Raw genomic sequence first — 13,084 nt, 5'->3', positions numbered from 1 at the left:
GAAGATTTTTCATTTGCGAAGCTGACTGAACAAGTCACTATTTCAACAATCGGGTCTCTTTTATTAATAGAGCGCTTTCATTCCCTCTTCCACCGCAAGGGTCTGGCCATGTCCGATGTGTTCGGATCCGGGATGCGGCCTCCGGCAGGGAGACAGCAATGGAAGGGCTGGGCGCTGCGCGTGGCGGGTGAAGGCATCGATTATCTGGAGCGGTACGGCGCCTCTTCCTCCGCGTTGATCCGAAAGATCAAAGCGTATGTCCGGGAGCATTTGGACGGTCCCTGTACTCGAGAGGACATCGCCGCGTTCATGTACCTCAACCCAGCCTATCTGTCACGCCTTTTCAAAAAGGAGACGGGCATAACACTATCGGATTACATTGCGGCGGAGCGCATGAATAAGGCTAAGAAACTTCTGGTAGAGACGCAGCTGAAAATCGTGAATGTTTCGGAGGCCGTCGGCTATGCGAATTTCTCTTATTTTACGCAGTCGTTCAAGAAGATCGTCGGCATGGTGCCGCAGGAGTACCGGAAGAAATTCCTAGGCTAGGTAAGGAGCATCAGCAGATCATCCGGTCCTCTTTTTCGATTGAAGCAATCCAGCTAATTGTCCTTTTGTCAGATTAAGCGGGTATCGGGCGACGAAGGAGCTAACGAAAATAATGGATGAATTGAAAAATGATATAAGCAATTTTTATGCGTTTCTGACAACATACAGCGAAAAGAAGATAAAGAAACTTTCTTGGTTGGCCAATTCACGGGCTGACTTCGAACAATGGAAAACGACGGCCAAAGCGCAAATATTTGAGCTTCTGAATTATGATCCCGAGCCGGCGCCATTGGACGCCAAAGTATTGGGCGTAATTGAAAAAAATGATTTCTTCCAGGAAGAGATTGAATTCAATACGGCAAAAAACGTAAGGGTGAAAGGAACCCTGCTAATTCCTAAAGCGAACGGAAAGACATTCCCGGCAATTATCGGAATCCATGACCATGGGGGATTTTATTACCTGGGAAAAGAAAAAATAATTGCTCAAGAAGAAGAGTCAGATCTATTGAAAAACTTTAAAAAAACATATTACGGCGGTCGTTCTTGGGCAAATGAAATGGTCAAAAAAGGTTATATTGTACTCAGTATCGATGCCTTCTACTTTGGATCGAGAAAACTTGACATCAATCATTTAACGGATGAAACGCTGGAAAGTTGCCCATACAAGTTGAGTGGCTTGACGCCGGGCACGGAAGAATATATTCATGCGTACAATAGAATTTGCGGTTACTTCGAATCTCTGCTCGTAAAACATATCTTTATTTCCGGAACAACATGGCCAGGAATATTGTTTGATGATGACAGAGCATGCGTCGATTATTTATACACCAGAAAAGAAGTAGACATCGAAAGAATCGGCTGCTGCGGTCTTTCCATCGGAGGTTTCAGGGCGGCGCTTGATTCAAGAATAAGCTGTACGGTGGTTGCTGGCTGGATGACCTCCTATGATTCCTTGCAGTGGAATCGCTTAAGGGACCATACTTATATGATTTATATTCCCAATTTAACCTCCTTCTTGGATTTGCCGGACGTAGTAAGCCTTACCGCACCCAATCCTTTATTTATTCAGCAGTGCTCCCAAGACCACTTATTTCATCCGGATGGAATGTATAAGGCCAACTCCCAGCTCGAAAAAGTTTATCCTATATTAGGACATTCGGAAAAATTTAAAGTAAATTTTACAGATTTCAGGAGCGAGAAAGCCCACTCCTTAAGGGGTGGGATGATAGCGACTTCGGACTGGGGCGTACCTTTAGGTACGTACATGTACGACTCTATCTAGCTCCTTTTCTTTTTTGTTTGTTTGCGTATGTTTAAATACCATACATACAATAAATGTGTTATACTGAAATCATGGAAGAATATAGAAGAACCAAAACAACCGTAAGTCTACTCAACTATCATTTTGTGTTTTGTCCTAGATACCGTAGGAAGATATTCCGCAATCAAGCCGTTGACGAACGCTTTAAAGAGCTAGTCCGTCAAATCTGTAAGGAACACGACTTTAAGATTGTTGCAATGGAAACGGACAAAGACCACTGCTACTTATTCCTAAATGTCCCTCCAACCTACAGTCCTGCGGACATCATGGCGAAAGTGAAAGGAGGCACGTCAAGAATACTACGTGATGAGTTCGACTTTCTAAGCGCTTTACCAAGTTTATGGACTCGTAGTTATTTCGTATCCACCGCTGGAGATGTATCTTTACAAACCATAAAACGATATGTTGAAAATCAGAGAACGAGGTGAGAACTCATGGCGCAATCCTTGACAATCAAGATTAAGCTACTTCCGACAAAGAAAGAAACTGAGCTTTTGAAAAGTTCGTCATTGCGCTACATTGAAACCGTGAATTTTCTCGTTTCTGAAATGGTTGCCGAACAAAAGACAACCAAGAAAACGTCTAAAGACGTTGCAGTTTCACTGAATAGTGCGGTGAAGAATCAAGCGATCCGTGATGCCAAGAGTGTGTTCAAAAGAGCAAAGAAAACAAAATTTCAAATCGTACCCGTCTTGAAAAAGCCAGTGATCATTTGGAATAACCAAAATTTCACGGTCACGCCAACAAGTATCTGTATGCCTTTTGTGATTGACGGACGCTCGAAGAAGTTAAGTATGAAAGCACTCATTGAACAACGAGACCTTAATCTGTTAGCCATCGCAACTAAAGTCGGTACGCTGAGAATCACATGCAAAGGCAACAAATGGATAGCTCAAATTGCGCTGGAAGTTCCAACCGAACTTACCCCTTCAACGAAAGTCATGGGTGTAGACTTAGGTATCAAAGTGCCTGCTGTCTGTGTCACCGATGAGCATGAAGTGAAATTTGTCGGAAATGGACGCATGAACAAGTACGTTCGCCGATACCATAATGCTCGTCGCAAAGAGTTAGGTAAAGCCAAAAAGCAAAATGCGATTAAAAAGTCTCATGATAAAGAGCAACGATGGATGAAAGACCAAGACCATAAAATCAGCCGTGAAATCATTGATTTCGCAATGAAACACAATGTCGGTGTGATCCGACTTGAACAGTTGTCGGGCATTCGGCAACAGACAAGAAAAAGTCGTAAAAACAATCATTCTCTAAGTAACTGGTCTTTCTACCGTTTAGCACAATACATCAAGTACAAAGCAAATGTAGCGGGTATCAAAGTAGAAAATGTAAGCCCAGCATACACGAGTCAACGATGCCCTCAATGCGGGCACCACAATCATGCGTTAGATCGTAGGTATACTTGTTCGAACTGCGGTGCTAGAGAACACCGCGATTTAGTCGGTGCATGGAATATTATTTTTGCACCTGTGATTGATGGTAACAGTCAATCAGCCTAGACACCTATACGGTCTGGTCTAGGATGGGGTAATGGCATACCCTTAGCTTAGGGCTAGTACAAAACAGAAATGGACTGCGTACAGTTTAGTACCTAAGAATCCCACCTCATGCCAGTAGGAATGAGGCTTGCGCCTTTAGGCGTGGGAGTGTCAAAACAATCCGCATGAGTTTAATGTGGACATGCAAGAAGACGCATTTTCCTGGTTCGATCAGTGGTTGAAGTGATCACCTTCGTATCGGTTTGATGGAATCTTCCATGAGCTTAGAATATACTTCCCCCTATAGAGTAGAGTTACTAAGCCTCCCTAAAATATCCCGTCAGCTCTGGTCTTCCGGCCAGAGTCTATTTGTGTTTTAACAGCTAATACTTCTTTAGACATACCTGGGCTGGCTTAATTAAAATAAATGATGGAACATAATGGTTGACAGCGGCATAATTTGTGCATATAATACAATTAACAAAACGTTAAATGTTAATTGAAATCATAGAGAAGTGGTGAGGCGTATATGTCAAATGAACAAGCGCTGAAGCAATACGATGCAAAAAAATATAGGACACCGGACGGATACACCTCGGATATAGCCGTATTTACCATTCTGTCGGAGAAGGCAGAACCGTTCAAACCCCCTGTTATGGATCTTCACATCATGCTGATCAAACGGAGTATGACAGACAGCGAGGGACGCCCCAATATCGAAGCAGGGAAATGGGCGCTGCCGGGAGGTTTTGTTGCTCCGGAGGAGAGCGCTTTTCAATCCGCGCAAAGGGAGCTTCGTGAAGAAACAGGCGTGTCGCAAATTCATCTGGAGCATTTCGGGGTATATGATACTCCGGGACGCGATCCAAGAGGCTGGATTATTTCCAACGCGCATTACGCCATTGTTCCCGAACATCATCTCGCAAGCCGTGAGGCCAATGATGATGCCAGCGAGGTAGAATTGTTTTCCGTGAAGGATGTTCTAGAGCTTGATTTGGCATTCGACCATGCGCAAATCATCCGCGATGCCATCGAAGTTATTAAGCAGAAGCTGTTGGAGACGACGGCAGCCAAAGAATTTTTGCCCAAGGAGTTTACGTATTCCGAGCTGCAGGCGGTGCTGCTCACGGTAACGAACGACTCCGCGATTGCTTTGGACGCCGCTTTTGCCAGAAAAATCAAATCCCTGCCATTCATCCAAGAGGTGGAGGGAAAGAAAACAACCCGCACATCCAAAAAACCGACGCAACTGTACCGATTTATTGAAATTGAAGTGAATAACTCGATCTATCATACCAAGAAGCAGTAAGGAGGAAACAAGAATGGACCGTACAAACAAACGCGCTTTGATCAATATTGATTACACGAATGATTTTGTGGCAAATGATGGAGCATTAACCTGCGGCAAGCCCGGGCAGGCCATTGAACAACGGATTGTAGAACTTACGAATGAATTTATTGCTGGTGGCGATTATGTGGTGTTTGCCATTGATCTGCATCAGGAAGGGGATACTCTTCATCCCGAAACCAAACTGTTTCCGCCGCATAACCTTGAAGGCAGCAAAGGGCGCAAGCTGTTTGGAGCGTTGGAGGACGCGTACCAAAACCATAAAACGAAAGATAACGTCTACTGGATGGATAAAACAAGATACAGCGCTTTTGCCGGAACGGATCTTGAGCTTCGGTTGCGGGCGAGAGGCATTACCGAGCTGCATCTCGTAGGCGTCTGTACGGATATTTGCGTGCTGCATACCGCCGTTGATGCATACAACAAAGGATTTGAACTGGTGATACATCAGGAAGCGGTAGCGAGTTTTGATCCGGAAGGCCATGAATGGGCTTTGCGGCATTTCAAGGGTTCGCTTGGCGCCAGAGTTCAATAAGCAAAATCGGATTTGAAAGGGAGGCATTCTGATATGACACATCCATCGGCGAGTATTCCCGAGGCTCCTTATGCCGACGACAGTCTTGGACTTCATACAGATAAATATCAAATCAATATGACCGAAGTTTACTGGAGGGACCAAATTCACCAGCGTAAAGCAGTGTTTGAAGTCTATTTCCGGAAAATCCCGTTTCAAAACGGTTATGCCGTGTTTGCGGGATTGGAGCGGGTGATCCGCTATCTTCACGATTTCCGCTTTTCCGAGAGCGATCTGGCTTTTTTAAAGGAGGACGGCTACAGTGAAGAATATCTCGAGTATTTGGCATCGCTCCGGTTTACCGGCACGGTTCGTTCGATGCGCGAAGGGGAACTGGTATTTGCCAATGAGCCGATCATGCGGATTGAAGCACCGCTCGCGGAAGCGCAGCTGATCGAAACGGCGATTCTGAATATCATTAACTTTCAAACCCTGATCGCGACGAAAGCTTCTCGCATCAAGCAGGTGGTACGGGATGAAGTCACGATGGAATTCGGCTCCCGCCGCGCGCAGGAAATGGATGCGGCCATTTGGGGGACGCGGGCCGCATATATAGCCGGATTTGATGCGACCTCGAATGTTCGAGCCGGGAAACTGTTTGGCATTCCGTCCGCAGGTACGCATGCCCATGCCATGGTGCAAGCATACCGCGACGAATACACCGCTTTCCGCAAGTATGCCGAATGCCATCAGGATTGCGTATTCCTCGTGGATACGTACGATACGCTTCGCTCCGGCGTTCCGACGGCCATTCGCGTTGCCAAGGAAATGGGCGACCGGATCAATTTCCGGGGTATCCGTTTGGACAGCGGGGATTTGGCGTATTTGTCGAAAGAGGCCCGGAAATTGCTCGACAAGGCCGGATTTACTGACGCAAAAATTTATGCCTCCAATGATCTTGACGAACACACCATATTGAATTTAAAGGCGCAAGGCGCCAAAATAGACGTATGGGGGATCGGGACCAAACTGATCACGGCCTATGATCAACCGGCGCTTGGCGCGGTTTATAAATTGATTTCGATTGAAAATGAAAACGGGGAAATGACCGATACGATCAAGATCAGCTCGAATCCCGAAAAGATTACGACACCCGGCCGGAAAAGAGTGTTCCGTATCATCAATAAATTAAGCGGCAAATCCGAAGGGGATTACATCGCATTGGAGCGGGAAGAACCGCAAGATCAGGACCGGCTTAAAATGTTCCATCCGGTTCATACTTACATTGCCAAATTCGTAACCAATTTTGAAGCCCGTGAACTGCATCATGCCATTTTCGAGGATGGCGAATTGGTGTACGAGATGCCGGCGCTAAAGGAAATCCAAACTTTTGTTAAAGAAAACCTGGATGTGTTATGGGAGGAATACAAGCGTATTTTGAATCCTGCCGAATATCCGGTCAATTTGAGCCAAGCATGCTGGGACAATAAAATGAAGCTGATCGGGGAAATCCAGGAAAAAGTAAGCCGGCAGGTTCAATCCTAAGGAGGAGAAGATGGCGAAAATCGGAATATACGGTTCATCCTTTGATCCTATTACGAACGTTCATCTTTGGACAGCAAGCACGGTTGCCCATCGCTGCAAGCTGGATCGGGTGATTTTCCTGCCCTGCTCCAGTAAGAGGCCCGACAAGACCATGAGTATCAGCGATGAGCACCGCTGGAATATGATTGAAATGGCGATCGAGGGCAATGCTAAATTCACTGCCGATGATTATGAGATGAAGCAAGCCGGATGGGAGATCGCAACGTATTTGACGCTACAGCATTTCAAAATGAGGTTTCCGGATGATGAAATCTATTTTATAATGGGAGCCGATCTGCTGCTTGATATCGGCGAAGGCAAATGGAAAAAATCCGAAGAGCTGATTCAGGAAAATAAATTTATCGTTATGGCGCGGGATGGGATCAACATGCTGGCCGCGATCAGCAGATCGCCCATCCTGCGGAATGCGGACGATGGGCATACGTTCCATCTCATCGATAAAGGACTCGCCATGGAGATCAGTTCAAGTTATATACGGGACGAGTTTAAAAGAGGCGGCGAGCCGAGATACCTGATGCCCGATCGCTGCTATGACTACATCCAAGCCAATCGACTATACAGATAAAGGGGAATGAGTGATCATGAGCACACAGGAACAAATCATGCAAGATTTGAATGTCAAACGAACCGTCGATCCGAAGGAGGAAATCCGGAAGCGGATTGATTTTCTTAAAGCCTATTGCAAAAAATCCGGAGCCAAAGGTTATGTCCTCGGAATAAGCGGGGGGCAGGATTCCACGCTTGCCGGACGTCTGTCGCAGCTGGCTGCGGAAGAGCTTCGGGCAGAGGGATACGACGCAACCTTTTATGCCGTCCGTTTGCCGTTTGGCGTTCAACAAGATGAAGACGATGCGCAGGAAGCTTTGGCTTTTATCAAGCCGGACCAGTCATTGGTTTTTAATATCGAAAGCTCGGTCAAAGCGCTGGCAAATACGTATCTTGATTCAACGGGAGAGACGCTCTCCGATTACCATAAAGGCAATGTGAAGGCCAGAATGCGGATGATCGCCCAATATGCCATCGCCGGGGAACGCCAATGCCTGGTTGTTGGAACGGATCATGCCGCCGAAGCCATTACAGGTTTCTTTACCAAATTCGGGGACGGCGGAGCGGATATCATTCCGCTTACCGGGTTGACCAAGGGACAAGGACGTGAGCTGCTGAAGGAATTAAACGCCGCACAGCGTCTGTATTTGAAAACGCCGACCGCAGATTTGCTCGATAATAAACCGCAGCAGGCGGATGAGACGGAATTAGGCATGAATTATAACGTCATCGACGAATATCTTGTTGGCGATCAAGTGAATCCGGAAGACCAGGAGAAAATTGAAAAACGTTATAAAAATACCCAACATAAACGCGAGCTTCCCGTGACGCCATTTGACGAGTGGTGGAAATAATTAAATAATTTTGAAAGTAATTTAAGAGCTGCTTTTTGGATGAGCTGCAATCTTCGGCATCATCCTTGAAGGCAGCTTTTTTCATTTTCTTCCCTGGTGTTGTCGTTTCCTAAGTTTACCTGCTGCGTGCTTACACAAACTTCTTGACGCTACCACAGTTGATCATGTGATCAGGAAAATGTTGCGAAAGTGCATCTTTTTCAGGCATTTTATAGCGTGAAATGGAAAATTATTGCGAAAGTGCATCAATTTGACTATGAATCGTCTGTTTAAGCCTAAAAGCTGGGGAAAAGATGCACTTTTGCAAGCTTTCTAGCCATCATTGCCTGGAACGATAAAATAGCTGCACTTTTGCAACTTTTCAGATGGAACAGCCCGTCATTTTTGTATGTAGGATTTTGCTAAATCCAAAAAGCGAATTCAAGAATCCATTTCATAAGCGGTCTGTCTTCTGTGAAAGTACGTCGATAGACGTTTTTCTTATGGTTGATCACTTTGCCCGAGAAAGGATGTATTTTCGCAACTTTTTATACTAGAGATGGAATTTTATCGTCTTTAAAGTTAACTGCAATTCTTTCATGTTTGCTTTGGTCTGTTATACGAGCTTCATGGACTGTATTTTGCCTAGTACCTTGCAATGCACAGTACTATGTGATATTATAATAGCGAAAGGAGGGGACAGTTGCATGGAAATGACGGAGTGGACCTCTCAGGTTCGCAGGGGCATATTAGAGTTTTGCATCCTGCAGCTTATCGGCCGGGAGCCTAGATACGGATATGAACTGGTGACCCTGCTCGACCAATGGGAGCCGCTTTCTGTAACGGAAGGAACACTGTACCCGCTTTTGCGCAGGCTGCTAAAAGACAAATACATAGAATCGTTTTGGAAGGAATCAGAGTCCGGACCGCCGAGAAAGTATTACTGTCTCACCAATTCCGGACGCTCATTGATGGATATGATGTCGGTAGAATGGAATAAAATCAGCAGCAGCGTCAATCAAATTCAATTATTTGAGGGAGAGAAGTTATGATCAGCTCATATGGAAGGGATTATCTAGAGAAATTAAACAAATATTTGGAGAAGCTGCCGGATGAAGAAAGGTTGGATGCCGTCATGGAAATCGAAAGCCACATCGCAGAGGGTATAGCCAATGGTCAGCCGGAAAGGGTTATCCTTGCCCGTCTTGGCGATCCCCGCAAGTTGGCAAGGGCATACCGGAGCGAACATATGAATGGACTAAAGGGAGTCAAATCGATTAAAGAACTGTTCACGATCATTGGTTTTTATTGCACTACCGGGCTGCTGAGCGTCATGGTGATTCCAGTGCTGGCAACCGTCGCTTATGGTTTCGGATTTTGCGCGATTTTGATCGGAATTGCCGGTGTCTTACGTACATTGGGCGTACCCTGGATCAATATGATGATCGCACCGGGCATGGAAGTGCCGAGGGAATTCAGCATGGTATTTGCTCTGGTTGTGGGGGCGATTATCGGAGGTATCGCATACTTTTCCTGGGTAGGTTTGAAAAAATACCTTGCGTTTTTGTCCGAGCGATACAAACAGGCCTTGCCCGGCAATCAATCGCTAAATGGTTAACAGTAAAAAAGGAACAAGATGAAGCCTCCGTCCAGGGTATGGGAAGGAGGCTTTAATCGTTCATCGGGAAGACCGGAACAAACAATCACCTTTACGCTTTGTTTTGTTCTAGGCGATAACCGCCATGAAATACAGGTCCGACATATTCGTTGAACGGATATCCGTTGCGAATCGCCGCCGATACGAAATCTTTCGCTTTGGCAACAGCTTCACGGACAGATAAACCGTTAGCCAAACCGCCTGCAATGGCTGCGGCAAATGTACAACCCGCACCGTGGTTATGGGCAGGCTCGATCTTTGCGGATTCAAGCACCGTAAAGTCTGTACCGTCAAAAAATACGTCAATCGCCTGCTCGCCGTCCAAGGCTTTCCCGCCTTTGACGACGACATTTTGGGCACCAAGCTCATGAATTCGGCGGGCAGCTTCCTTCATATCCTCGATAGATGCAAGCTTGCCAAGACCGGAAAGCACCCCTGCTTCAAACAGGTTAGGCGTAATGACGGTTGCCAGCGGAAGAAGCAAGTCGCGGATTGCTTCGGCACTTTCAGGATTAAGCACTTCATCTTCGCCTTTGCAGACCATGACCGGATCGATCACGACGTTGGTCTGCTTGTTGTCTTTGATCGCTTGTTCCGCTACGCGAACGATATCCACGCTGCCGAGCATCCCGGTTTTCATCGCATCGACAGGGCCGCCTGCGAAAACCGTCTTGAGCTGTTCCGCAACAAGCGCGGCGTCAACCGGATACACGTTGTGATGCCAGCCGTTGTCCGGATCCATCGTGACAATAGTGGTTAAAGCGCTGAAGCCGTATGTACCATACTCCTCAAAAGTTTTGAGGTCGGCTTGAATGCCCGCTCCTCCACTCGAGTCGCTGCCTGCAATCGTTAAGGTCTTGATGATTTTAGACACATTCATTTCCTCTTTTCCTGCAATAAGATATATAACACATAAATCGAGTTGATTATATCAAAAAACGACAATCAGGTGAATCAAAAAGAGTTCCCTATATCTCCGTCGGAATCAAACGAGCAGACTTGCCATCTCACTTTTCAACGGCTTTTGAATTCAGGTTCACTCCATTTGGTAGAAGCAGATTCGGCTCCCACCGGATTCTCCATACTTTCCTGTCTCCGCTATTTTCCTGAATAAGTATAAGTTTATCATTTTCCTGCAGTTCTCCGGCAACAGTGTGCACCTCAGCGGTATAGTCTACCGAATAATCCGATGTTGATTCCATATAAATCGGTGTTCCGGCGTTAATTTCAATGTGGGAGACGCCCATGCCTACGAACGCGGATTTATATTTTTGTACGAATTGTTCGCGGGTCATACCGGATTGCTCCAATGATTCGATGGACATCAGGTTATACAGCCGATCAAAATCCTGATCCTTCAAATGCAGAAAATAATTCTCGACGACCGCCTCCGGCTTTTCTTCCAGACGATCAAAAAAATATACATACATGGCAAGTACGCTCGCAGCCAAAACCGACATCAGACCGTACATTATCGTTTGAGTTCGCTTCACTGTTAAAACCTCGCTTTGAAAAATCTTTCACAGACTGATAGTATATGTTGGAGAGAAAACTTTACTCTTTGACTATAAAACCTGCCTGAAGGGCAAACAATGGAGCAAATCTGATGATTTTATCATTATTGATAACAGGATAAGGAAAGTGGGAGATTGAATTTGCCGGAAATCATAAAAGTTATCGTAGATACTGCCGGCCAGAAAGGCCATGGTTCGTTTCTTTACCTGGAGCCGGGCAAGCGGATTACGATTGGCAGACACGCAGGCGCGGGACAGGATGTTTTGACTATTTATAACCAGCTCGTATCCAAACGGCACTGCTGCATTTACCGCATACATAACGAACTTTATGTGGAGGACTTGGGCAGCAAAAACGGTACCGAACTTAACGGCCAGCGTCTGATTCCGCATCAAAAATATCCGCTGACAACCGAAGACCGGCTGACACTTGTGAGCGGGCTTGTCGGATTGCAGTTGGAAAGCGAAAGCGACTTCGAAGAGACGCGGGAATACAAGATTTCGGAGCTCCTCGACCGTGAGGTGCAGCTGCATGATCATCTGCAAAGCATTCAGGTGGGGCGTGAACATGTGACATTATCAAAAAAGGAATATCAGCTTTTTAAGCTGCTGCACAGCCGCCTGGACCATTTTGTGACCAAAGAGGAAATCATGCAGTATGTGTGGCCTGAACGCTGCATTGAAGATGCCGAGCTGGTCGGAGTCGATGAAGTGAATTCGCTGATTTACCGGACCAACAAAAAATTAGAATTCGGCTTTGTCATCAAGTCCGTCTATAAAAAAGGCGTATACATGAAAAGAGAAGAAAGCGCCTCTGAGCCGCAGATGCATATGCTTCAAAAATAAAAAAGAGCCGCAGGTTTGCGGCTAAGGATTACCGGGAAACCCGTTCTTGCCATAAGAATCGGGTTTTTCTTGTGAAAAGAAAACCATACGCTATGCGTATGGTTCAGGAGAGCTTCAAGCGATGTATCAAAAAAAATTCCTCCCAATGTTACAATAAATTTGGTTCGCCAACCGAATTTATCGAACATAAGGAGGAATACAGATGACATCTGATGTGAACAGTTTAGCACATACAAAATGGAATTGTAAGTATCACATTGTGTTTGCCCCAAAGTATAGACGCCAGGTGATCTATGGGAAGTTAAAACAAGATATCGGAAAAATATTGAGGCAATTATGCGAAAGAAAAAACGTAGAAATCATTGAAGCAGAGGCGTGCAAGGATCATATTCACATGTTAGTGAGTGTTCCACCCAAGTTAAGCGTGTCCGCATTTATCGGATATTTAAAAGGGAAAAGTAGCTTAATGATATTTGATCGACATGCGCATTTAAAGTATCGGTATGGAAATCGGAAATTTTGGTGCAAAGGTTTTTACGTGGATACCGTCGGAAGGAACAAGAAAGTAATTGAAGAGTATATCCGAAATCAATTACAGGAAGATATCGTCGCGGAACAGATAACGATGATGGAATACATTGATCCATTTACAGGAGAAGAAACCAAAGAGAATCGAAAGAAGAAGAAATAGAAGAGCCCCTTTAGGGGTAGCCGGAAAAGTAGTGCAGTTGGCGAATCATTCTATGCCCTTTAAGGGCTGGCCAGTACCAAAGGCTTTCAGCCGCAGAGCAAACCACCCGTTATACGGGTGGTTTTGATTTTTCATTTCAACGACTTATGAGTACTTCTCCTTCAGAAAGG

General features: G+C 45.6%; 15 protein-coding genes. 13 read left to right on the top strand and 2 right to left on the bottom strand.

What is annotated here, in order from left to right:
- Positions 1 to 108: 108 nt before the first annotated feature.
- From L6442_RS18405 to L6442_RS18355, 11 genes are all read left to right on the top strand, one after another.
- Complete coding sequence (locus L6442_RS18405; RefSeq protein ID WP_212976550.1) at positions 109 to 549, top strand: helix-turn-helix transcriptional regulator; 441 nt, start codon at positions 109 to 111, stop codon at positions 547 to 549.
- Positions 550 to 661: 112 nt separating this feature from the next.
- Positions 662 to 1,831, top strand: coding sequence for an alpha/beta hydrolase family protein (locus L6442_RS18400; RefSeq protein ID WP_212976549.1), 1,170 nt, complete (start codon positions 662 to 664; stop codon positions 1,829 to 1,831).
- A gap of 68 nt (positions 1,832 to 1,899) precedes the next feature.
- Positions 1,900 to 2,298, top strand: coding sequence for an IS200/IS605 family transposase (gene tnpA / locus L6442_RS18395; protein ID WP_212976849.1), 399 nt, complete (start codon positions 1,900 to 1,902; stop codon positions 2,296 to 2,298).
- A gap of 6 nt (positions 2,299 to 2,304) precedes the next feature.
- On the top strand, positions 2,305 to 3,381 hold the full coding sequence (locus L6442_RS18390; protein WP_212976548.1) for an RNA-guided endonuclease InsQ/TnpB family protein: 1,077 nt from the start codon (positions 2,305 to 2,307) through the stop codon (positions 3,379 to 3,381).
- Between the two features lie 508 nt (positions 3,382 to 3,889).
- Complete coding sequence (locus L6442_RS18385; protein WP_212976547.1) at positions 3,890 to 4,669, top strand: NUDIX hydrolase; 780 nt, start codon at positions 3,890 to 3,892, stop codon at positions 4,667 to 4,669.
- 13 nt (positions 4,670 to 4,682) lie between these two features.
- Positions 4,683 to 5,243, top strand: coding sequence for a cysteine hydrolase family protein (locus L6442_RS18380; protein ID WP_212976546.1), 561 nt, complete (start codon positions 4,683 to 4,685; stop codon positions 5,241 to 5,243).
- A gap of 33 nt (positions 5,244 to 5,276) precedes the next feature.
- The gene (locus tag L6442_RS18375) at positions 5,277 to 6,767 is read left to right on the top strand and encodes a nicotinate phosphoribosyltransferase (protein WP_212976545.1); all 1,491 of its coding nucleotides are present in this window, start codon (positions 5,277 to 5,279) and stop codon (positions 6,765 to 6,767) included.
- Between the two features lie 10 nt (positions 6,768 to 6,777).
- The gene (gene nadD / locus L6442_RS18370; RefSeq protein ID WP_194232248.1) at positions 6,778 to 7,392 is read left to right on the top strand and encodes a nicotinate (nicotinamide) nucleotide adenylyltransferase; all 615 of its coding nucleotides are present in this window, start codon (positions 6,778 to 6,780) and stop codon (positions 7,390 to 7,392) included.
- A 16-nt stretch (positions 7,393 to 7,408) separates the two neighbouring features.
- Entirely contained in the window at positions 7,409 to 8,227 is an 819-nt protein-coding gene (gene nadE, locus L6442_RS18365; protein ID WP_194232247.1) for an ammonia-dependent NAD(+) synthetase, read from the top strand.
- Between the two features lie 686 nt (positions 8,228 to 8,913).
- Entirely contained in the window at positions 8,914 to 9,258 is a 345-nt protein-coding gene (locus L6442_RS18360; RefSeq protein ID WP_212976544.1) for a PadR family transcriptional regulator, read from the top strand.
- A complete protein-coding gene (locus L6442_RS18355; protein ID WP_194232245.1) occupies positions 9,255 to 9,824 on the top strand; it encodes a DUF1700 domain-containing protein in 570 nt (189 codons plus the stop codon). The genes L6442_RS18360 and L6442_RS18355 overlap by 4 nt, the downstream gene beginning before the upstream one ends.
- A 91-nt stretch (positions 9,825 to 9,915) precedes the next feature.
- Here the strand turns inward: L6442_RS18355 and pdxK are convergent, their stop codons facing one another.
- Both pdxK and L6442_RS18345 read right to left on the bottom strand, forming a co-directional pair.
- Positions 9,916 to 10,743 carry a pyridoxine/pyridoxal/pyridoxamine kinase gene (gene pdxK / locus L6442_RS18350; protein WP_212976543.1) on the bottom strand — a complete coding sequence of 276 codons (828 nt, stop codon included), beginning with the start codon at positions 10,741 to 10,743 and terminating at the stop codon, positions 9,916 to 9,918.
- Between the two features lie 127 nt (positions 10,744 to 10,870).
- Complete coding sequence (locus tag L6442_RS18345; protein WP_212976542.1) at positions 10,871 to 11,356, bottom strand: NTF2-like N-terminal transpeptidase domain-containing protein; 486 nt, start codon at positions 11,354 to 11,356, stop codon at positions 10,871 to 10,873.
- A gap of 162 nt (positions 11,357 to 11,518) precedes the next feature.
- Here L6442_RS18345 and L6442_RS18340 point away from each other — a divergent pair, with 162 nt between their 5' ends.
- Both L6442_RS18340 and tnpA (L6442_RS18335) read left to right on the top strand, forming a co-directional pair.
- Entirely contained in the window at positions 11,519 to 12,223 is a 705-nt protein-coding gene (locus L6442_RS18340) for an FHA domain-containing protein (protein WP_194232242.1), read from the top strand.
- A gap of 202 nt (positions 12,224 to 12,425) precedes the next feature.
- Positions 12,426 to 12,914 carry an IS200/IS605 family transposase gene (tnpA, locus tag L6442_RS18335; RefSeq protein ID WP_212976541.1) on the top strand — a complete coding sequence of 163 codons (489 nt, stop codon included), beginning with the start codon at positions 12,426 to 12,428 and terminating at the stop codon, positions 12,912 to 12,914.
- The last annotated feature ends 170 nt before the right edge of the window (positions 12,915 to 13,084 follow it).

Origin of the sequence: Paenibacillus azoreducens (assembly GCF_021654775.1) — a bacterium.
Classification (GTDB): Bacteria; Bacillota; Bacilli; order Paenibacillales; family Paenibacillaceae; genus Paenibacillus_AQ; species Paenibacillus_AQ azoreducens.
The sequence above is the reverse complement of the archived record's forward strand: the minus strand, read 5'-3'. Positions and strand labels throughout refer to the sequence as shown.

Excerpts from the sequence above, each read along its gene's own strand:
- L6442_RS18405 (WP_212976550.1), top strand. The coding sequence starts at position 109 with ATGTCCGATGTGTTCGGATCCGGGATGCGGCCTCCGGCAGGGAGACAG.
- pdxK (WP_212976543.1), bottom strand. The coding sequence starts at position 10,743 with ATGAATGTGTCTAAAATCATCAAGACCTTAACGATTGCAGGCAGCGAC.
- L6442_RS18355 (WP_194232245.1), top strand. The coding sequence starts at position 9,255 with ATGATCAGCTCATATGGAAGGGATTATCTAGAGAAATTAAACAAATAT.
- L6442_RS18375 (WP_212976545.1), top strand. The coding sequence starts at position 5,277 with ATGACACATCCATCGGCGAGTATTCCCGAGGCTCCTTATGCCGACGAC.
- L6442_RS18390 (WP_212976548.1), top strand. The coding sequence starts at position 2,305 with ATGGCGCAATCCTTGACAATCAAGATTAAGCTACTTCCGACAAAGAAA.
- L6442_RS18385 (WP_212976547.1), top strand. The coding sequence starts at position 3,890 with ATGTCAAATGAACAAGCGCTGAAGCAATACGATGCAAAAAAATATAGG.
- nadD (WP_194232248.1), top strand. The coding sequence starts at position 6,778 with ATGGCGAAAATCGGAATATACGGTTCATCCTTTGATCCTATTACGAAC.
- L6442_RS18380 (WP_212976546.1), top strand. The coding sequence starts at position 4,683 with ATGGACCGTACAAACAAACGCGCTTTGATCAATATTGATTACACGAAT.
- L6442_RS18360 (WP_212976544.1), top strand. The coding sequence starts at position 8,914 with ATGGAAATGACGGAGTGGACCTCTCAGGTTCGCAGGGGCATATTAGAG.
- tnpA (WP_212976541.1), top strand. The coding sequence starts at position 12,426 with ATGACATCTGATGTGAACAGTTTAGCACATACAAAATGGAATTGTAAG.
- L6442_RS18400 (WP_212976549.1), top strand. The coding sequence starts at position 662 with ATGGATGAATTGAAAAATGATATAAGCAATTTTTATGCGTTTCTGACA.
- nadE (WP_194232247.1), top strand. The coding sequence starts at position 7,409 with ATGAGCACACAGGAACAAATCATGCAAGATTTGAATGTCAAACGAACC.